Origin of the sequence: Archangium minus (assembly GCF_044360475.1) — a bacterium.
Classification (GTDB): domain Bacteria; phylum Myxococcota; class Myxococcia; order Myxococcales; family Myxococcaceae; genus Archangium; species Archangium minus.
In genome coordinates this window covers 2,864,170-2,882,368 of the sequence record NZ_CP043494.1, presented here as the reverse complement: position 1 = coordinate 2,882,368, position 18,199 = coordinate 2,864,170, and the positions used below count along the sequence as shown (strand labels likewise).

19 protein-coding genes and 1 pseudogene are annotated in these 18,199 nt (G+C 67.1%); 10 read left to right on the top strand and 10 right to left on the bottom strand.

From position 1 onward, the window contains the following. The first annotated feature begins 27 nt into the window (after window positions 1-27). Window positions 28-963, top strand: a complete 936-nt coding sequence (locus F0U60_RS11890; RefSeq protein WP_395818165.1) for an NmrA family NAD(P)-binding protein — start codon at window positions 28-30, stop codon at window positions 961-963. Here the strand turns inward: F0U60_RS11890 and F0U60_RS11885 are convergent. After that, on the bottom strand, window positions 879-1,205 hold the full coding sequence (locus F0U60_RS11885) for an SDR family oxidoreductase (protein ID WP_395818162.1): 327 nt from the start codon (window positions 1,203-1,205) through the stop codon (window positions 879-881). The genes F0U60_RS11890 and F0U60_RS11885 overlap by 85 nt on opposite strands. Between F0U60_RS11885 and F0U60_RS11880 the strand changes: the two genes are divergently transcribed. Then, window positions 1,204-1,458 (top strand): hypothetical protein, encoded by a 255-nt coding sequence (locus F0U60_RS11880; RefSeq protein WP_395818160.1) that lies wholly within the window; start codon window positions 1,204-1,206, stop codon window positions 1,456-1,458. The two genes, F0U60_RS11885 and F0U60_RS11880, sit on opposite strands and share 2 nt — an antisense overlap. A gap of 2 nt (window positions 1,459-1,460) precedes the next feature. Here the strand turns inward: F0U60_RS11880 and F0U60_RS11875 are convergent, their stop codons facing one another. Then, a complete protein-coding gene (locus F0U60_RS11875; RefSeq protein ID WP_395818158.1) occupies window positions 1,461-2,399 on the bottom strand; it encodes a LysR family transcriptional regulator in 939 nt (312 codons plus the stop codon). A gap of 99 nt (window positions 2,400-2,498) precedes the next feature. Between F0U60_RS11875 and pcaD the strand changes: the two genes are divergently transcribed. Both pcaD and F0U60_RS11865 read left to right on the top strand, forming a co-directional pair. Continuing rightward, window positions 2,499-3,305 (top strand): 3-oxoadipate enol-lactonase, encoded by an 807-nt coding sequence (pcaD, locus tag F0U60_RS11870; protein WP_395818155.1) that lies wholly within the window; start codon window positions 2,499-2,501, stop codon window positions 3,303-3,305. Window positions 3,306-3,693: 388 nt separating this feature from the next. Continuing rightward, a pseudogene (locus tag F0U60_RS11865) lies at window positions 3,694-3,912 on the top strand (NAD(P)-binding protein); the annotation flags it as partial. A 381-nt stretch (window positions 3,913-4,293) separates the two neighbouring features. On the opposite strand, the gene F0U60_RS11860 reads toward F0U60_RS11865, so the two are convergent. The 4 genes from F0U60_RS11860 to F0U60_RS11845 all read right to left on the bottom strand — a co-directional run bounded on the left by F0U60_RS11860 (window position 4,294) and on the right by F0U60_RS11845 (window position 8,452). Continuing rightward, entirely contained in the window at window positions 4,294-4,575 is a 282-nt protein-coding gene (locus tag F0U60_RS11860; protein ID WP_395826044.1) for a hypothetical protein, read from the bottom strand. A gap of 393 nt (window positions 4,576-4,968) precedes the next feature. Next, window positions 4,969-5,985, bottom strand: a complete 1,017-nt coding sequence (locus F0U60_RS11855; protein WP_395818152.1) for a hypothetical protein — start codon at window positions 5,983-5,985, stop codon at window positions 4,969-4,971. A 306-nt stretch (window positions 5,986-6,291) separates the two neighbouring features. Then, window positions 6,292-6,606: a hypothetical protein gene (locus F0U60_RS11850; protein WP_395818149.1), complete on the bottom strand. Its 315-nt coding sequence runs from the start codon at window positions 6,604-6,606 to the stop codon at window positions 6,292-6,294. 1,063 nt (window positions 6,607-7,669) lie between these two features. Further along, window positions 7,670-8,452: a PPC domain-containing protein gene (locus tag F0U60_RS11845; protein ID WP_395818147.1), complete on the bottom strand. Its 783-nt coding sequence runs from the start codon at window positions 8,450-8,452 to the stop codon at window positions 7,670-7,672. A gap of 744 nt (window positions 8,453-9,196) precedes the next feature. On the opposite strand from F0U60_RS11845, the gene F0U60_RS11840 reads away from it, so the two are divergent. Continuing rightward, entirely contained in the window at window positions 9,197-9,478 is a 282-nt protein-coding gene (locus tag F0U60_RS11840; RefSeq protein ID WP_395818144.1) for a hypothetical protein, read from the top strand. A gap of 16 nt (window positions 9,479-9,494) precedes the next feature. Here F0U60_RS11840 and F0U60_RS11835 read toward each other — a convergent pair whose 3' ends face one another. From F0U60_RS11835 to F0U60_RS11825, 3 genes are all read right to left on the bottom strand, one after another. After that, on the bottom strand, window positions 9,495-9,674 hold the full coding sequence (locus F0U60_RS11835) for a hypothetical protein (protein WP_395818141.1): 180 nt from the start codon (window positions 9,672-9,674) through the stop codon (window positions 9,495-9,497). Window positions 9,675-9,946: 272 nt separating this feature from the next. Beyond that, window positions 9,947-12,232: a glutamine amidotransferase gene (locus tag F0U60_RS11830; protein WP_395818139.1), complete on the bottom strand. Its 2,286-nt coding sequence runs from the start codon at window positions 12,230-12,232 to the stop codon at window positions 9,947-9,949. 22 nt (window positions 12,233-12,254) lie between these two features. After that, entirely contained in the window at window positions 12,255-13,013 is a 759-nt protein-coding gene (locus F0U60_RS11825; RefSeq protein ID WP_395818136.1) for a DUF4159 domain-containing protein, read from the bottom strand. A 55-nt stretch (window positions 13,014-13,068) separates the two neighbouring features. On the opposite strand from F0U60_RS11825, the gene F0U60_RS11820 reads away from it, so the two are divergent. From F0U60_RS11820 to amrB, 5 genes are all read left to right on the top strand, one after another. Next, window positions 13,069-13,329, top strand: coding sequence for a molecular chaperone DnaJ (locus F0U60_RS11820; RefSeq protein ID WP_395818133.1), 261 nt, complete (start codon window positions 13,069-13,071; stop codon window positions 13,327-13,329). Between the two features lie 11 nt (window positions 13,330-13,340). Beyond that, window positions 13,341-14,060: a hypothetical protein gene (locus tag F0U60_RS11815; protein ID WP_395818130.1), complete on the top strand. Its 720-nt coding sequence runs from the start codon at window positions 13,341-13,343 to the stop codon at window positions 14,058-14,060. A 90-nt stretch (window positions 14,061-14,150) separates the two neighbouring features. Beyond that, window positions 14,151-15,011 carry a hypothetical protein gene (locus F0U60_RS11810; RefSeq protein WP_395818128.1) on the top strand — a complete coding sequence of 287 codons (861 nt, stop codon included), beginning with the start codon at window positions 14,151-14,153 and terminating at the stop codon, window positions 15,009-15,011. Between the two features lie 53 nt (window positions 15,012-15,064). Next, complete coding sequence (locus F0U60_RS11805) at window positions 15,065-16,627, top strand: beta-ketoacyl synthase N-terminal-like domain-containing protein (RefSeq protein ID WP_395818125.1); 1,563 nt, start codon at window positions 15,065-15,067, stop codon at window positions 16,625-16,627. A 29-nt stretch (window positions 16,628-16,656) separates the two neighbouring features. After that, complete coding sequence (gene amrB, locus F0U60_RS11800; protein ID WP_395818122.1) at window positions 16,657-17,448, top strand: AmmeMemoRadiSam system protein B; 792 nt, start codon at window positions 16,657-16,659, stop codon at window positions 17,446-17,448. On the opposite strand, the gene F0U60_RS11795 is transcribed toward amrB, so the two are convergent. Next, a complete protein-coding gene (locus tag F0U60_RS11795) occupies window positions 17,445-18,191 on the bottom strand; it encodes a DUF6683 family protein (protein WP_395818120.1) in 747 nt (248 codons plus the stop codon). The genes amrB and F0U60_RS11795 overlap by 4 nt on opposite strands. Window positions 18,192-18,199: the final 8 nt, after the last annotated feature.

The following is an 18,199-nucleotide window of genomic DNA, read 5'->3' as shown; positions in this document are numbered from 1 at the left end:
GTCCCCCACTTACGAAAGGTCCTGCCCATGAGCAGCCACACTCCCGTTCTCGTCACCGCGGCGACAGGGCGACAGGGCGGCGCCACCGCCCGGGCGCTGTTGGCCGAAGGCTCCACCCCGGTGCGCGTGATGGTGCGCGATCCGGAGGCGCCCAACGCCAAGGCCCTCGCGGCGGCTGGCGCCGAAGTGGTCGTCGGGGACCTCGACGAGCCGGCGTCGCTGCGCGCCGCTTGCGCCGGGGCGCGGGCGGTCTTCTCGATGCAGTCCCCCATCTTCTCCGCGACCGGTGTCGACTACAGCAAGGAGGTCCAACAAGGGAGGAACCTCGTCGAGGCCGCGCTGGCCGAGGGCGTCGAAACATTCGTGCACACCGCGACGTCCGGCGTCGGAGACCACCGCAGCGTCGAGGGCTGGGCGGAGGGGCGCTGGAAGTCGCACGAGGTATACTGGGAGAACAAGCTCGCCACCTGCGACCTCGTACGTAACGCAGGTTTCAAGCACTGGACCCTCATCCTCCCCGCCACCTTCATGGATCATCCGATGTTGGATCCGGCCGGCTTCCACGATGGCCGGTTGCTCACGGTGATCAAGACCGATCGGCCCATCCCGCTGGTCGCGCCGGAGGACATCGGCAAGGCGGCGGCGGCGGCCATCAACGATCCCACGAAGTTCCATGGCGTGACGCTGCAACTCGCGAGTGATCTGCTCACGCTTCCCCAGATCGCCGAGATCCTCTCCCGCATCGACGGCAAGGAGTACCGAGTCCAGTCCTGCACGATCGAGGAGGCCGCGGCGGCCGGTCTACATCCCGACGTGGCACGAGGCATGACGTACATGAACGTCGCCCCGGTGCTGGCGCGGCCCGAAATCGCGCGTTCCTACGGCCTTTCGCCCACGAGCTTCGAGACCTGGGCGCGCCAGCGCCGCGAAGTACGGGCGACGGCGCCCTTCGATGCCGCGTAGGCGGCGATCGTCGGCAGGGCGTAGTAGCAGGCGTAGGAGCCGACGTTCACGATCGACCCGCTTCCCTTGGGGATCATCACCCGCAGCGCCTCGCGCGCATGGACGAACATCCCGCGCGCGTTGACCGCCATGATCGAGTCCCACTCGTCGACGGTCATGTCGACCGCCAGCTTGTTCAAGATCCGGGCGGCATTGTTCACGAGGATGTCGACCTTGCCGTTTAGTTCGAGCAGTAGGGTCATGGACGTTACTGGAGAAGTGGGTACTTCGGCTATCAACGAGCAGCAGGTCCATGAATTCCTCTCCGGCCTCTTCGCGGAGGACCTCCACGTCAAGTTGACGGTGCACAAGTCCACCCTCAAGGGCCAGCGTAACGACGTGGAGGACACCGTCCTGTTGCGCCTGCGCGAGCTGATTCCTCGTGAGGTGAAGGTGGGCTACGGCAGCCCAGTGGACTTTGAGCTTGCGGCCTTACCGCAGAAGTTGGCATCTTGATCCTACTGTCCACGTAACCGGGGCAAGCCCACGCGACCCCGTGCCGGCCTGAGCACGGGGGCGTGGCGTGCCAAGAAGTCCCATAGCCGATTGGCCACGGGCCCGTGGGGCCGGTCGCGCCGGCGCGCTGCCACGAGCTCCTCGATCACGCCGGGAAAATGCCGTCCCGTGATGGACAGCAGGCGTCCGTCGCGCAACTCGGCGTCGACCATGAACCGCGGCAGGTGGCCCCAGGCCATGCCATGCAGGATCAGCTCCTTCTTCATGAACTGGTCCGGAACCGAGCACTGCGGCGCGCCTTCCACCAGGAAGTGGCCCTGCTCCAGAGGGCGCCGCGCCGAGTCGCGCACCACGCACTGCGTGAAGCCCTGCATCTGCTGCGGCGTGATGGCTGTCGTCGGCTGGAAGGGCAGGAAGTCCGGCGCCACCACCGGCACCATCGCGACTCTGCCCAGGTCGATCCACTCCATTCGCACGTCACCTTTGGGAACGCGGTGCACGATGAGGTCGGCCTCGTCCTCCAGCAGCCGCTCCCAGGGACCGGTCACCGCCTCGAACTGCAGATGCAGTCGGGTCTGGGGGCATTGCCCGAAGAAGCGGCTCAAGAGGCCCAGCACCGGCGGCAGCGGACACAGGTCTCCCAGCACCACGCGCAGCTCGGCCTCCTCGCCCATCGCGAGCTGCTTCGCATGCGTGCGTAGTTCTTCGGCCTCGCGCAGCAGCGACCGGACCTTGCGGTGAAAGGACCGTCCGGCCTCGGTGAGGCGCACTCGATAGCCCGTGCGGTCCAGCAGGTTCAGTCCCAGCTGGTGCTCGAGCTTGGCCACCGCCGCGAACACCGAAGGATGCGAGCGGTGCAGCAGCTCGGCCGCGGCCTGGAAGCTCCCGCCGCGCACGACGGCGTCGAAGCACTGCAACTCGTGAAGCGTGAAGCTGGCCATTGTCGACTCACTCTACAAAGCTATTCCAAACTTTGTAGTATCATCCACGCACCCGGTTCCTAGGATGAATGCGTCCTGATCACATTCCTGGAGCCTGTCATGGAATCTCACACCACCTCTTTCATCACCACCGGCGATGGCGTGCGCATCGCCTACCGCTTCGATGGCGCGCCGGGCAAGCCGGTGCTGTTGCTCTCCAACTCCATCGGCACCGACCTCCACATGTGGGACGCGCAAGTGCCGGTGCTCACCGAACACTTCCGGGTGCTGCGGTACGATGCGCGTGGCCACGGCGCCTCGGACGTGCCTTCGGGCCCGTATTCGCTGGACCGGCTGGGTCGCGATGTGGTGGAGCTGCTGGACGCGCTGGGCCTGGAGCGGGTGCACGTGCTGGGCCTGTCCCTCGGTGGGTTCGTCGCGCAGTGGCTGGGGATCCACGTGCCCGAGCGCGTCGACCGCCTGGTGCTGTCGAACACCGCGGCCCACCTGGGCCCGGCCGGACAATGGGACCGCGCGATTGCCGAACTGCTGAAGGCGCCTGACATGCAGGCGACGGCCGAGATGTTCCTGCGCAACTGGTTCCCCGCCCGGATGCTGCAGGCGAACGACGTCGTCGTCGAGGCATTCCGCCGCACGCTGCTCGCCACGCGACGCGAAGGTGTGGCCGGCAGCTGGGCCGCAGTGCGCGATGCGGATCTGCGCCGCACGATCGCGCTAATCCCGCGCCCGACGCTGGTCATCGCGGGCGAGCACGACACCGTCACCTCTGCACGCCACGGCGAGGAGATCGCCTCCACCATTCCCGGCGCACGGCTGCGGGTGCTGCCTGCGGTGCACTTGTCGAACGTCGAACTGCCGGGGGATTTCCTGGACGCCGTGGTGACCTTCCTCACGGAGCGGCGCTGAAGCCTCCTGACCCCCGGAACCAGCCTCGCGCCCGGGGCGGTGGTGGGCCGTCTGCAACTCGTCGAGCAGGATGAAGCGGCGCCCTCGGGGATAGGGGCCCGGCCCTCGTCCTCCCTACTGCTTGTCGACGCAATCGGCGAAACGTTCGAGCAAGGAGGTGAGTTCGCGCGAGCAGAATCGTCTCAGGTGGACACGGGCCACCCCAAGCCTTGAGCAGGTACTACAAGGCACCCAACCCAACCCGGCGCTTGGCTCTCCATCTCCGAGCTTCCATGGCACTGGTATCAATTCCGAACCCGAAGAAATCCGTGTCCCCAATTCGAGCAGTTCCAACCTGGCCGTGAGCCCGAGGAGCCGTGCCGCGCCGTGGGCGGTCGTGCTCGGCGCGATGGCGCTCCTCGTCGCAGCGGGCTGCAAGGTCCATGACCCAGCGACGACGCGCATCGCGGCAACCGAGCGGCGCCCCCTCTCGTGCGAAATCAGGCTCGTCGGCGGTGGCCCGGCCGGGACCTACATGGCGTACCGGCTGGCGCCACGCTTCGGCGCGGGCGTCTGCCTCTTCGAAAAGGAGGCCGAGGTCGGCGGGCGCTTGCGCGACGAGACGCTCGGCGGTGTGCGGGTCGGGTGGGGTGCGCGTCGTGTCAACGACAGCCAGGGCTACGTGAAGGAGCTCCCCCAAGCAGGAGAGGAGGAGGCGAGAGCGGGGAAGGAGGCAGCGGCCAGAACGGAGCGGATGAAGCAGAGGAAGCCGCGAGTGGACAGGGCCGAGTTGCAGAGGAGGACGTTCGACTTCGACGTGTTCGCCTGGGTGAGGTGTGAAGGCAGGCGGCGGGTGCTGGCGTATGTGAAGGCAGGGGGGTCTACCCCACGGGGCTGCGCGGCTTCTCCACCCGCCTGGCGCACTGCTCGGGCGGCCCCCGTCCGCGGCCCTCCTCGGCCCCTGCTCTCCAGCCCTCACCCTCCACAGGCCTTCTCTTCGCCCTATGCGTCAGACGCAGGTGCCATTACAGCGGTAGTCGCGAGTGCAGGGCCTGCCGCAGGCCGCAGTGCAATTCGCCTCGCTGCCGTACCACTGGCTGTAGTTGCACGTCCACAGCATCGAGCAGATGGCCTGCTGCGTGACGCTGCCCTCGGGGAGCTGCTCATCGGCGGGGGCGGACTCGGTCACCGGCGCCTGCTCGAGCTCGTATGTGCCGCCGCAACCCGACACCGAGACGACGAGACTCACGAAGGCAGCAACGAGGGGGAGAGGAATTCGTATGGGGGACACGCTCCTGGGTTCCACGGGTGGGACTTCGACACGCTCGGCCATGCCGCGTCCGGTCACCCCCGAGGTGCAGGCGGCACCACCTATGGCGTGGCCAACCTGCACTCCGTGCGCGACGCGGACTGCGCCGGCGGCCTCACCATAAGGAGTCCAATCCCGCCACTGGCGCCGCGCACCAGCAGATGGTCGGGCAGTGCGACCAAGCCCAAGGCGTCGGTCGCGATCGGCCAGCCGAACACGGAGCGATAGAATTCAGACGCATGCGTATTGGCGCTCCACCTCGTCTTGAATAGGTGGCGGCAACGGCTCGAAGTGCACGCCGCCCTCCCTCTGCACGAAAGCACCGTCTGGCACCAGCGAGCGGAAGTGCGGCGTCACCTGCAAGGCCGAGCCAGGCTACTTCGTGAGCTTGTAGACCTTGTAGAACTGGGACCAGTAGATGCCCGAGTCATCCACGGCGATATCGCTCGTGGAGTAGGTCTCCGTGGTCAGGACCTGATCGCCGCTCCCATCCTTGCACGTGGCCGTGAGGACTTCGTCCTTGATCCAGTAGAGCCGCTCGCCATCGACGGCGAGGACAGTCCCGGGATCGTCCGCGTAGGCGATGTTCGTCACGGCGCCGCCGCTCTTGGAGATCTTGTTGAGCCCGGTGTAGTAGTCGAGGAAGTAGAGGGTGTCCGCGTCCATGGCGAACTTGTGGAACTTGCCCGCCTGGACGAAGAGAAGCTGGGTGGGCGCGGCCCCGCCGTTCTTCGGCGCCTTCCAGAGGATCCAGCCCTTGCCATTGGCCGGCCGGTTCACCCAGTAGAGATTCTCCTCGTCCACGAGGGCCTGGAGTGGCTTGCTCGGGAGGCCGCTCTGCGCGACCACGGTGGGTGTGCCCCCCGCGCGGGGCACCGTGTAGAAGTGCCCATCGTCGTTGTCGACCCAGTAGAGGTGGGTGGCATCCCCCGTGAAGAACCGCGGCCTGTTGGTCGAGGGCGAGGTCGGAATGGCCGTGAAGGAGCCGTCGGCGTTCAAGCGGTTCACCCGGCCCGGCAGGGGGTGCGCGGCACCCAGGACATAGAGCTCCCCGCCGGCCTCCTCGACGGCTGGGATGGTCGCGAGATTCGTGAGGAAGCGTGAGGCGGAGCCACCTGACTTGGGGACCCGGCCCACGAAGCCGTTCGCGATATACGGGTAGGCGCCACCGGCGAAGTACACGTCATTGTCCTTCAAAGCGATGGACTCCGTGGGCCAGAAGTCCGCGATCTGGACGGGGGTGCAAACTCCGCCCGTGCACAGCGGCGCGCATCCCGAGCGGGCGGGGGCACTGTGGCTTCCTTCCGCCAGGCTGGCCGTGGCGAGGAAGACGGCCGACGTGGCGGAGACGATGGTCGCGGAGGAGTGAATCGCCTTGAGCAGTTTCTTCATACGTAACACCTCATCATCGCGGACTTGACACGCAAGACACGTATGGAACCCAGCGAACAGCGGGAGGGCGTATTCCACGGTTTTGGTTTTAGATCAAACGTAAATACTATTAGTCGTGCTTTCCGCTTTTCTGTATTCTTTAAGAGAATGAGAAATGACGCGGTGGCTCTGCTTCGCCAGGAGGATGGCGCATGGCGGAATCCGCAGAGTTCCACTGACAGGTTTTTGGGGGGGGCATGGCTTCCAGGGGCATCCAGGCCGCATTGCGTGTCTTGGTTTCGTCACATAGGGGCGCTGGCGCGAGCCCTACGGCAGAGCGCTGACAGCGTGAGGCTGTATGCCTTCACCTTCACCTCCAATCACTTGGGCATGCCTCCACGCGCCAGGCGCTGAAGGAGTTGCGCGCACCCAGCCGTGGAAGCGAGCCCTTCCGCTCATGGCGTCGCAGATGCTCCCGACGGTCATGTTGTTGGCCTGCACCACGAAGGTGCTGCCCTTGACGGCGCAGGTGAACGGGTTGGCCTCCGAGCCGGTGCGCTGGCCCACCGACACGGTGCCGTCCGGGTGCAGCTTCACCGCGGCGAACTGGCGGATGGAGCCCTCCGGGTCCACGGCCAACACGTTGTCGATGGCGGCCTGGGGCGCCTCGCCCTTGTCGATGCGCGCGATGATGGCGCCCTCAAGCAGGTGAGGAGGAGGCGAGAGCGAGGCAGGAGGTAGCGGCCAGCAAGGAGCGGATGAAGGAGGGGACGCCGCGAGTGGATTGGGCAGAGTTGCTCAGCAGGACGTTCGACTTCGACGTGTTCGTCTGCGTGAGGTGTGGAGGCAGGCGGCGGGTGCTGGCGTATGTGATGGCAGGGGGTGGAATGCGAGCGATTCTGGAGCACCTGAGCCTGGCCCCGGCAGATGCGAGGCTGGCCCCGGCACGAGGGCCCCCCAGTCCGCGTGGTGTTGAGACTCGAGTCGCCCCAGCCTGGAGAGCCAGGCCCCTGCCGCGCACCTCCTGGGAGGGCGGCCTGGGCTGGCGTGTACCCCAACGGGCTGCGCGGCTTCTCCACCCGCCTGGCTCTCTGCTCGGGCCGCCCCCGTCAGCGGCCCTCCTCGGCCCCTGCTCTCCAGCCCTCTCCCTCTACAGGCCTTCTCTTCGCCCTATGCGTGATAGCGGCCCGCCCAGGCTCTGGACAGGCCGCTGGGACGCACTTGGTTGGAATCAGGGCACTACCAACTTCCGTCGTCCAGACACGTGCAATTCAGCACCCATCCAGAAAGGGCGAGGAGGGTGGCAGCCCGAGGCAACGCACGCCTCAAGGGCACAACCATCTCCCGTTCGAGCAGCCGCAGCTAGCGGTCCTGCAAGTGCTGCCGTCGTACCAGGAGCACGTCGTCGTGCCGCTGCCCTTCCCGCAGGTCGTCCAGTTCAGGGTATCGCAATCCGGCGCAACACAAGTGCAACTCCCATCGGCGCACACGGCGGCTTCGGCGGTGCCCGCAGGCTCATCGACCATCGCGGGGCTTGAGTTGGAGGACTCACCACAGGCAACCAACAGTAGTCCGGACAGCAAGGCCAGAAGCGTGGAATTCTTCATGTTGCGTGGCTTCTCCATGGAGTGGGTTTGCGCTGGAGCCGTGCGTGTGTCGGAGGACTCGTAGCGCTCGAGCGAGTCCTTCGACACCTTCCCTGAGGCTAATTATAGGTGCCCTTCATGATCACGCCCGCCATCGGGTAATCGCCGTACGAGCACGCGAACCAGGTGCCGGCGGCCGGGTTGTTGATGGTGCAGGTCCCGAGCCCGAAGTCCGGGTACTGCTGGCAGGTATAGGTATTCGTGGTGGGTTGCTCGCCGTACCTCACGTACAGATACGGGGGAACATTCCAGCTGCCTCTCGTGAGCCTCTCGTTGAAGACGAGTGAGGTCTTCCCGCTCGGCACGTCCAGCGTGAAGCACTTCCACACGCCTCCGGTGTACTGGTACGGAGCCGTCTCCACGCCGTTGGTCAGCACGCTATCGCTGGGGATGCCCAGGGTGTACGTGCCCCTCAGTTCCATGCCCGTGACGGGGCCGGAGTTGGTGCTGAGGAGCTTCACGTACCAGGTGCCGGCCCGCGGGCGGAGGAAGGTGCAGTTCGCATCGATCCTGCCCGGATAGCAGTCGTACGTGTCTTCGGTCGGCTCGGCGCCATAACGCACATACGTGTAGGCACTACCCCTGCCACTTGCCGAGCGGAGCGTGTCGAACGACAGTTTGCCCGCGCCCTCGGGCACCTCCAGCGTGTAGGTGCAGCTCCAGGCATCGGTATCGACGGAGATGCCCGTCACCGTCACACCATTGGAGAGCGGGGTCGAGCAGGCCGTCAGGGCGGACTTCACGTCGGTCGCGGTGCTCTCCGTCTGCTCCGCGTTTCTACCTTCCACTCCGCACGCCACGAGAGGCAATGCGAGGAGCGCGGTCAAGATTTGATGACGCATCACGGGGGGGAAACCTCCTGCTGGCTGGTGGCGGGGGTACCACCGAAGCCGCGCCCTGATACAAGCAGAAGACGGTGATTCAAGAAATGATATTCATCAAAGATAGAGCAGCTTTCCAGGTGCTCACCTCTTCCAGGATCGTTACAGAACGCCCACCGGATTCTCCAAGAAAATGAGAGGCTTCCTCTTCCTGTCAGAGCCGTCTGATAATGACAAGGGATTGGCCTTGGAAAGGTGCCTCACGGCAACCCCTCGGAGACGATCATGAAACATGCCTCGAGAGATCGACGTCCGACCTGGTCCGCCATCACGCGCCGCAATCTCCTGGGAGGAGCTCTCGCGGCGACCCTGGCGGCAAGCGTGCTCACCGCCTGCGACGGTGACGACAAGGTCACCCACTGGTACGGAAGCTGGAGCGCTTCACGGCGGCCTGGGCTGGCGTGTACCCCAACGGGCTGCGCGGCTTCTCCACCCGCCTGGCGCACTGCTCGGCCGGCCCCCGTCAGCGGCCCTCCTCGGCCCCTGCTCTCCAGCCCTCGCCCTCCACAGTCCTTCTCTTCGCCCTATGCGTTACGCCGCCCCTGCCCCTCCGTCCAGACGCCCCAGCCCGCCACGGCGCCTCGGCCGTCGCAGCGCGAGGCAATCTCCCACTGAAGGCCACCGGTGCATCGGCTGCACGCGTTTGCAGTAGTTATTGCCCCAGAGTCGTGAGAGCCTTGCGAAGCTTCACAACTTGGAGGGCACATGCGAGGAATCATCAGAGTCGTGTTGTCTGCGTGCTTGCTGGCGGGTTGTGGTGGTGTCGAAGCAGACATGGATGCCGCGCCGCTTGGTACAGAGCAGCCGGGTGCCCATGAGACAGGCGAGGTCAGTGCCTCGGCGTTGCTCTACTGCAACGAATTGGATGGTAGCTCCTGCCCATCGGCTGGAGCCAACCCACGGACGTGCAAGATCGGGGATGTCGGTCACGCCACGTGCTACTGCGACGGGGGCGAGGAGGCCTCGTATTGGCGTTGTTACTACTAAGCACCCCGCCCTGAGCTCAGCGGAAGCTGACGCCCACGGAGCTGACCACGTCGTCCCAGGGGCCGCCGGCGACATTGCCGGCGTTGCTCACGGCCTGGGACGTACTGACGCAACGGCCGGTCTGGTTGTCATGCTCACAGAAGGTCCCCAGGTACGGGCCGATGATGAGGATGGAAGACAGGACGTCGCAACGCACCTTCAAAGTGGACGTCTTTTGCTGTCCCAAATGCGCAGGCAGGCGGCGCGTGCTGGCTTGGCTTACCCAGGGCGCCGTCCTGCGCCACCTCCAGCTGCCCGAACTGCCGCCGCCACTGGCCCCCCGCGCGCGGACGAAGATCCAGGTACAGCGCCACGAGCGCGGCCAGCTCGTCCGGCTGCCACTGGCGGCTTCAGAGGCGGCAGGAATCGAACCCGCGTCCTTCCTATACCCTCACCCCAACCCTCTCCCAGAGGGAGAGGGAGAGTGGTTCACACGTAGCCGAAACGGCGGCGCAGGAACCATTCGGTGCCCAGCAACCCCACCAGCGCTACCAGGTAGTACCAACGATCCCACAGCGGTTTGTCCTTCGCCCGGCCCACTTCCACCACCGGCGGGTCCAACAGCGGCACGTCATCCGGCAACCCACTCATCGGCAGCCGGAACGCCTTGCCTCCTGTGAACTTCGCGATCTGCTCCATCAGCTCCGGCCGCACTGATGCATCCGACAGCTCCGGGCCCACCGCTCGCACCGCCACCGCGTCCTCGCCCTTCCCCAAATCCGTCTCGCCCTTCTTCGCCGTGGCCACCAGTTTGTATGGGCCCGGTGCCGGTGGCGCGAACTCCAGCCTCACCACTCCATCCGGCCCTGTCAGTCCCGTCTGCACCGCCACCGGCTTCTGCGTGTCCACCGACACCAGTTCCACACGCACCTGCGCGTCCTGCGCCGGCTGGTAGTCCGATGTCCTCGACGACACCACCACTCCCACCGCCTTGCCCGGCTCCACCGATGGCGGGTCCGCTGTCACGTTCAGCGTCGTCAGGTCCGGATCCCTCACCAGCCAGCGCAAGGCATTGCTCCAGAAGCGCTCATACGTGCGGCTCGGCGAGCCCTGCTTGTGCGCCGTGAAGGCCCAGTACCAGCTCGCGTCCGTCGCCATCACCAGCGCCCTGCCCCGTCCGTAGTCCCACACCGCCACCAGCGGCGCGTTCTTCCCGTCCACCGTCATGAATGGGTGGTCCATCAGCACCGTCGCCCCTGGTTTCGCCCTCGTCAGGTTCGCTCCCGGAATCGCTGGCAGATCCGCCCACGCCGTCTCCGTGCTCGCCCCTCCCGACACCATCGCCGTCACCGGGTGACGCTGTCCCTCCGGCGTCAGCCGCGCCTTGAAGGACTCGGGGTTCGCCGGGCCCGCTCCCTCCACCGGCAGCGCCTCGTACAGCGTGGGCATGTTCGCCCTTCCCTCTCCCAGCACGCTGTCTCCGCCAATCATCACGAAGGCCCCACCATTGTGCACGTAGCGCTCCAGGTTGCGCTCGTACTGGGCGATCGACAGCGATTGGTCCGTGTGGCCGAAGTTCTGGAAGATGACGACGTCGAACGTGTCCAGCTTCGTGTCGAAGATCTCCTCCATCGGGAAGGGAATCAGCGACAGCTCGCGCTCCTGGCTCACCACGCCCGGGTCATCCGACATCGTCCGTAGGATGTAGAAGGACACCAGGTCCACGTTCGCGTCCTGGCGCAACAGGCCTCGCAGGTAGCGCTCGTCCCACGAGGGCCGTCCCACCACCAGCAGCACGCGCACGCGGTCTCGAATCACCTTCAGCACGAAGGAGCGGGTGTTGTTGTCCCCCACCGCCTCGTCTGGGAAGACGGGCATGCTCACCGTGTACACGAAGCGCCCCGTCTGGTCCGGCGTGAAGGTGAAGCCCACTGGCTTCACGTCGTCCGAGGACTCGAAGCGCACCGACTTGCTCGCCACCACCTTGCCTTCCTGCTTCAGCACCACCGGCACGTCCTGTCCGGAGAAGCCTCGGCCGTGCACCTCCACCTCCACGGTGATGGAGTTGCGCACGAAGGCGAAGTCATCCACCTTCACCCGCTCGACGGCCAGGTCCTTCAGCGCCTCCTTGCCCACGAGGAAGGTCGACACCGGCACGTTCAGGTCAGCCAGCGCCGCGCGCGCTCGGCCCACCGCGCCGCCCGCGAGCTCCACGTTGTCCGCGCCGTCGCTCACCAGCAACACGCCGCCCAGCTTCTTCGCGCCCTGCGCCCCCGCGCCCACCGAGCGCAGCGCCGACAGCAGGTCCGACGAGCCCGCGCGCGCCGGCTCCTTCGCGAGCGCCTCGGCCGTGGTGGGCGACAGCTCCGGGTCGAAGCCGTACACCTCCACCGTGTACCGGTCCTGCAAGGCCGCCAGCCCCGGCGCCGCGTTCTCCAGGAAGGCCGCCGCCTGCGCTGAGCGCGTCATGCCTCCGGGCTCCACCGGGAAGTTCATGGACGCCGAGCGGTCCACCAGCACGGCCAGGCGGTTCTTCATCCGCGCCACCTGGAGGTTGCGGATGCCTGGCTCCAGCAGGAAGAAGAGCGCCGCCAGTCCCGCGCCCAGACGCAGCAGCCACAGGGACCAGCGCCGCAGGCGCGACGGCTCGCGCCGTACGCCCCACGCCGCCAGGCCCACTCCGAGCGCCACGCCCACGCCCAGAAGCACCAGTGCCCACACGGGCAGTGGCGAGAGGCTGACGAGCTTCCAGGCATTGAAGGGGGTGTTGTCCATGAAGTGAGCCAGGGGCCTCGTGTCAGCGGCGCTTGTTGAGGATGAGGGGCAGGTGGACGGCGTCGTCCTTGTAGTCCAGGCAGAGGGCGTACATGCAGAGGTTCACGCCCATCCGCACGGCCAATTCGCGCTGGGGCTCGCCACCCGGGGAGACGTCGAATTCGTAGTCGCCTGACTCGCTGCGGCTCCACGCGCCCGCCAGGTCGTTCTGCGAGTACATCACCGCCGCCCGCTTGCCGAGGTTCGCCGACAGCAACTGTGGCTTGTTGAGCAACCGGCCCGGCGCCGAGTCCAGCAGGAAGAAGCTCTTGAAGACGACGTGGGTGGAGGGCACCGGGGTGAGCGGGCTCTGCGGCAGCACCCGCGCCATCTCCCGGCGGAAGCTCGCGTCGAAGCCGTCCCCATCGCTGCCGTCATTGGCGTCCGCCAGGAGGAAGCCGCCGAAGGTGAGGTAACGTCGGAGGTTCTCCACCTCCGCCACTGTGAAGGGCGGGAAGCCTCCGTCTCCTCCCAGGTAGAGGAAGGGGTACTCGAAGAGGTCTGGGCTGGAGAGGGCGAAGGGGCGAGCATCTGGCACCACGTCCACCGAGGTGCGCCGCTGTAGCTCCCAGGCAATCCGTCGGAGCCCCGACAATCGGGCGTCCCAACGGCCTCCATGGCGGGCCACTGCGGGGATGAAGCGGCTCTTCTCTCCGAAGGCGGACGCGCGTCCAGCGAGCAGCGGAACGAGCGCCGCGCTCCCGAGCAAGAAGTGTCGACGGCTGAGGGGGCGCGGGGACATAGGGGTTCTATATACCGTCGACGCGCCCTTGCATTCCCCGCTATAGAGGGGGCCCATGGCGAAAGGCGGACAGACGCCGAAGGATCCTGCCTCCCCCCGGATGCAGGCGGCGTGGAAGCTCAAGGACTCGGGGGACGTGGTCGCAGCACGACACGAGGCCGAGCGCATCCTTGCGGACAATCCCAGTCCGCAGGACAAAGCCCAGGCCGAAGAGCTGTTGCGCCGCTCAAACACGCCCGTCGCGCTCTATGGCTTCGCGGCCCTGGCCGCCTTCATCCTCGTGCTGCTCGTGGTGCTCGCCGCCACGCGCTACTAGGGGGGACCGTCGTGGACGCGTACCTCGAGGCCCTCAAGGCCTATCAGAGCTTCAACCCCGCGGGTTGGGTGGCCATCTACCGGCTGCTGCCCATGTGGGCCGGCATTGTGAGCTGTGTGGTGGGAATCGTGCTGCTGCTCTTCGGCGGCGGCCGGCTCTTCCGCGTGCTGGCTGGACCCATGGGCGCGCTCATCGGCCTGGCCTGGACGGGCGTGCTGCTCACGAAGTTCGGCGTCTCCGGGGCAGATCCTCGCCTGGCCACCGCCGCCGCCGCGGTGCTCGCAGTGGTCGGCTTCCTCTTCCCACCGGCCATCGTCTACCTGGGTGTGGGCATCCCCGTGGGCCTGCTTGGTGGGGAGATCGCCGGGCCCAATGACTTCCTCATCGGCTTCGGGCCGGGCCTCATCCTCGGCGGCCTGGTGGCCGCGGTGCTGCACCGTCAGGTGGCGGCCATCCTCTCCTCCATGCTGGGGGCGTGGCTGCTCGTCATCGGCGCCATGGCGGCCCTGCACCAGTTCGGCGGGCTCGTCGCCGCCATGGCCAGCCAGCCCTGGGGCCTCCTCATCGCCGCGGGCCTGTTCGCGATCGCCGGCAGCGTCTACCAGATTGCCGTGCGCCCCTCGCCCGAGGAGGCCGAGCGCCAGCAGGCCGAGCGTCAGAGGCTGAAGGTGCGCCAGGCCGAGCAGAAGGCCCTGGAGAAGCGCTGGAGCGCCTCCCGGGGTGGCAAGTAGGCACTCGCGCGCGCCCTTTACCTCCACCGGGGCCGCGCGTAGATTCCGCGGCCCCCTCCACCCCACCCCCCTTGGGGACGAGCGACAGCAATGGGCCAGGCCAGACGCAAGGAGAAGAACCTCGAGTCCCGAGAGCCGCAGGGCCCTCGCGTGGAGGGCTCGCCCTCCGCGGACGCCGAGGCGGGTGCAACGGTCGCCTGGAAGAAGCCCGAGGGACTGTCGCGCCGAGGCTGGGCGGTGCTCGCCGCCGTCATCGTCCTCATCCAGTTCCCCCTCATCCACTACGCCCTCTTCCGGAGTGAGGCCGCCGCCACCGTCAGCGTGCCCTACCAGCAGGACTTCTCGGATCCGGCCGTGGTGCAGCGCGACTTCTTCTCCACCGGTGGCCACTGGCGCGTGGTGAATGGGCAGCTGCTCTCGCCCGGCGTGAAGAACAACCCGCTGTGGCTCCAGGCGAAGCTGCCTCGGGACGTGGCCGTCGAGTTCGATGTGCGCTCCGAGTCCCAGGAAGGCGACATCAAGGCGGAGATCTTCGGCGACGGGACGGATCACGCCTCCGGGTACATCCTCATACACGGCGGGTGGAACAACTCCCTGTCCATCATCGCGCGGCTGGACGAGCACGGCACCTCGCTAGAAGCGCTCCAGCGGCAGGCGCGGCGCGTGGCCGAGAAGAACGGCGGCACGAGCGCGGGCCTGGTGGAGACGGGGGTGTTCCGCAAGGGCACGCACATGCGCGTGGAGGCGCGACCCTACCCGGTGGAGATCGGCCGCACCTATCGCTGGCGTATCGAGCGCAGGGGCTCGCTGCTACGCTGGTTCATCGACGGTAAGCCCTTCATGGAGTTCGATGACCCCATCCCCCTCGAGGGAAAAGGTCATGACCGCTTCGGGTTCTCCAGCTGGGAGTCCCAGCTCTTCTTCGACAACCTGAAGATCGAGCCGCTGTAACCCCGTGCAATGGGGTAAGCACCGGCGGCCGATCAGGAATCAGGGGTAACAACGTGCGCAGAGTCGGAATCTTCGGTTGGGGAGTGGTCGCTCCCCGGTCCCGAAACATCGAGGCCTTCGAGAAGAACCTCGCATCTGCGGAGAGCTGGCTCTCCGCGTTCCAGGGCTTCGGGCCCAACAACTTCCTCGTCGGCAATCCCGAGTTCGACTTCTCGGAATACAAGCCGTGGATTGATGCGCGCTTCCCCGCCACGCGCTTTGCCCAGCTCGAGAAGAAGATGGGCATGCCCACGAAGATGGCGATTGGCTCCTTCATCCAGGCGCTCGGGCAGAACCCGGGGCTGGAGCAGGAGCTCCAGGGACTGGGGCCTCGCGCGCATGTGTACGTGGGCACTGGCCTGGGAGATCTGCCGACCATCCACGACATCACCCTGGGACTGCACCGCGCCCAGCGGCGGTGGGACCGGTTCTGGGCGGCCCCCGAGCGCAACAGCGCCCTGCGCCGCTGGCAGGAGACGCGCGAGCCGCTGACCGGCATGCCCCCCGACCCCGCCACCGTGGACCCAGCCGAGCTGGACGTGGCCGAGGAGGCCTGGTGGCACTTCTGGGCGGGTCAGTCTCCCGAGCTGCGCGAGTACCTCGCCGAGCAGAAGGAGATTGAGGGCCTGGGCGTCGAGGGCGGCAACGTGGAGTCCGCCAAGCTCGCCGTCATCAAGGAGAAGCGGACGCGCAACCAGCGCCTGCAGAAGAAGTGGAACGCGCCCGAGCCGCCGTGGAACGCGGTGCCGGCCGACATCCTCTGGAACATCCACAACACCCCCGCGTCGCAGATCTCCATGATGGGGAAGATCACCGGCATGACGTTCGCGCCGGTGGCGGCGTGCTCCTCGTTTGGCTACGGGCTGAAGCTGGCGCTCGACGCCATCCGCCGGGGCGATGCGAAGGCGGTGGTGATGGGGATGACGGATCCGCCCCCGCACGAGCTGACGGTGGGTGGCTTCTACAACGCGCGCGTGGTGAGCGCGGACGGCGCCGTGTCCAAGCCGCTCACGCAGCTGCGCGGCACGCACGTGGCTGGTGGCTCCGTGGTGTGGATCCTCGGGGACCTGGAGCACTTCACCGCCAAGGGCTTCAAGCCGCTGGGCATGGAGCCCGTCACCGTGGGCGTCACCGCGGACGCGGACCACATCATCACGCCCTCGAAGGAGGGCCCCACCGTGGCCATCCACGAGGCCCTCCAGTCCGCGGGCGTGACGCCAGCGGAGGTGGGTAGCTGGGATCTGCACGCCACCGCCACCCCGGGCGACTACCTGGAGATGGAGACGCTGCGCGCGGTACTTCCCGAGACGGTGCTGGTCACGGCGCGCAAGGGCACCTTCGGTCACGGAATGGGCGCCGGTGGCGGCTGGGAGCTGACGGCCCAGTACCTCGGCTATGCCCGGGGTCAGGTGTTCCCCACCCCACTGACCGAGGCGGAGCTCAACAAGGAGATCGGTCGCGTGCACGGCCGCTACGTCTTCGACAAGGCCGTGGCGGCGCCCCAGGGCTGCGCCGGCAAGCTGTCCATGGGCGTGGGTGGCATCAACGCCTGCGTCATTTCTCGCCCCTGGCGCTGAGCGCGGAGCGACCCTACCCGTATAGGGTCATGGCTCGCGTTCGCGCTCCCGCGGTGGCGGGGTCCTTCTACCCTGCCGCCGCCCCCCTTCTCGCCCAGCAGGTGGACCGTTGGTTGGAGCAGGCCCCCGCCTGTTCGAGCCCACCTCCTTCGGCGCTCATCGTCCCCCATGCCGGCTACATGTACTCAGGCCCGGTGGCCGCGAGCGGCTATGCCTGCCTGCGTAGGTTGAAGGGACAGGTGAGGCATGTCCTGCTGCTCGGGCCCTGCCACTTCGTCCCGATGAACGGGCTGGCCCACCCAGATGCCGAGCTGCTGCGGACGCCGCTCGGGGACGTGCCCGTGGATGAGGCCTTGCGCGAGCGCGCCGAGGCCACGCACCACGTCTGCGCCTCCGCCATGGCCCACCGGAGAGAGCACTCGCTCGAGGTCCAGCTCCCCTTCCTCCAACGCGTGCTGGGAGACTTCGACGTGCTCCCGCTCGTGGTCGGCTCCACCCGGCCCGAGGAGGTGGCCGAGGTGCTCGACGCACTCTGGACGGAGGACGTGCTGCCCATCATCAGCTCCGACCTGTCGCACTATCTGCCCTACGACACCGCCCGGACAGTGGATCGCGAGACGGCCGACCACATCCTCCGGCTCGACGGTCCGCTCGAGGAGGATTTCGCGTGCGGCGCCGCGGCCATCAATGGGCTGCTGCTCGTGGCGCGGCGCCGAGGACTGCGCGCCGAGCTGCTCGACCTGCGCAGCTCGGGCGATACGGCGGGAGGCAAGCAGGAGGTGGTTGGCTACGGCGCGTTCGCCTTCCACCCACGCACCTAGCCAATCCGCACGGCGTTGCCGTCGAGGCGAACCTTCTCGATGGTGAGCCCCATCCACTGCTCCAGCAGCGTCTTGGCCAGCTCGCGCGCCGTCTTCAGCTGCTCCGCGCGCCCCTTGTCGCGCCCTTCGTTGTAGAGCCCGCGGATGATGGAGCCCGAGAGCACCGCCGACTCGTACAGCTCCTGCTTCTCGCGATCCGACAGGCGCCGCTCCTTGAGCCGCATGGCGATGCACGCGTTGATCTGCCCCAGCATGCTCTCCCGCTGCTCCTCACTCAGCTCCTCGCCGTTCTTGAGCACGCCGTAGGAAGACAGGAAGAGGAAGTTGAAGGCCCCGGCGAGGTTGTTCTTCAGCCGCTGCTCGTCGTTTTGATCCAAGAGGTGCTCGTAGCCCTTCAGCAGCTCCAGCAGGGCCGCCTCGAGCTGCTGGCGCTGCTCCCCCACGAGGCCCGGCACGCCTGAGGCGATGCGCCTGGGCACGACGGGGTTGCCCACCGTGCGGAACGACGACACCGAGAGCGGCAACAACACCGGCGAGAGGGTGGGCGACTCCTCCGACGTACCCGAGGCCGCCGAGGGCTCACCCCACTGCCGCGGGAAGCTGAGCTTGAAGTTGCCGGTGATGAAAAGGCTGCTGCTGTAATGCCTGTATGGACTGAGGGGCTGCGCCCCCGCTGGCTCGCTCGAGCCGAGCAGGAGGCACGCCGCCAACATGGCGAGCAGCGCCCTTGAATCGTGGTTCATGTCCCCCT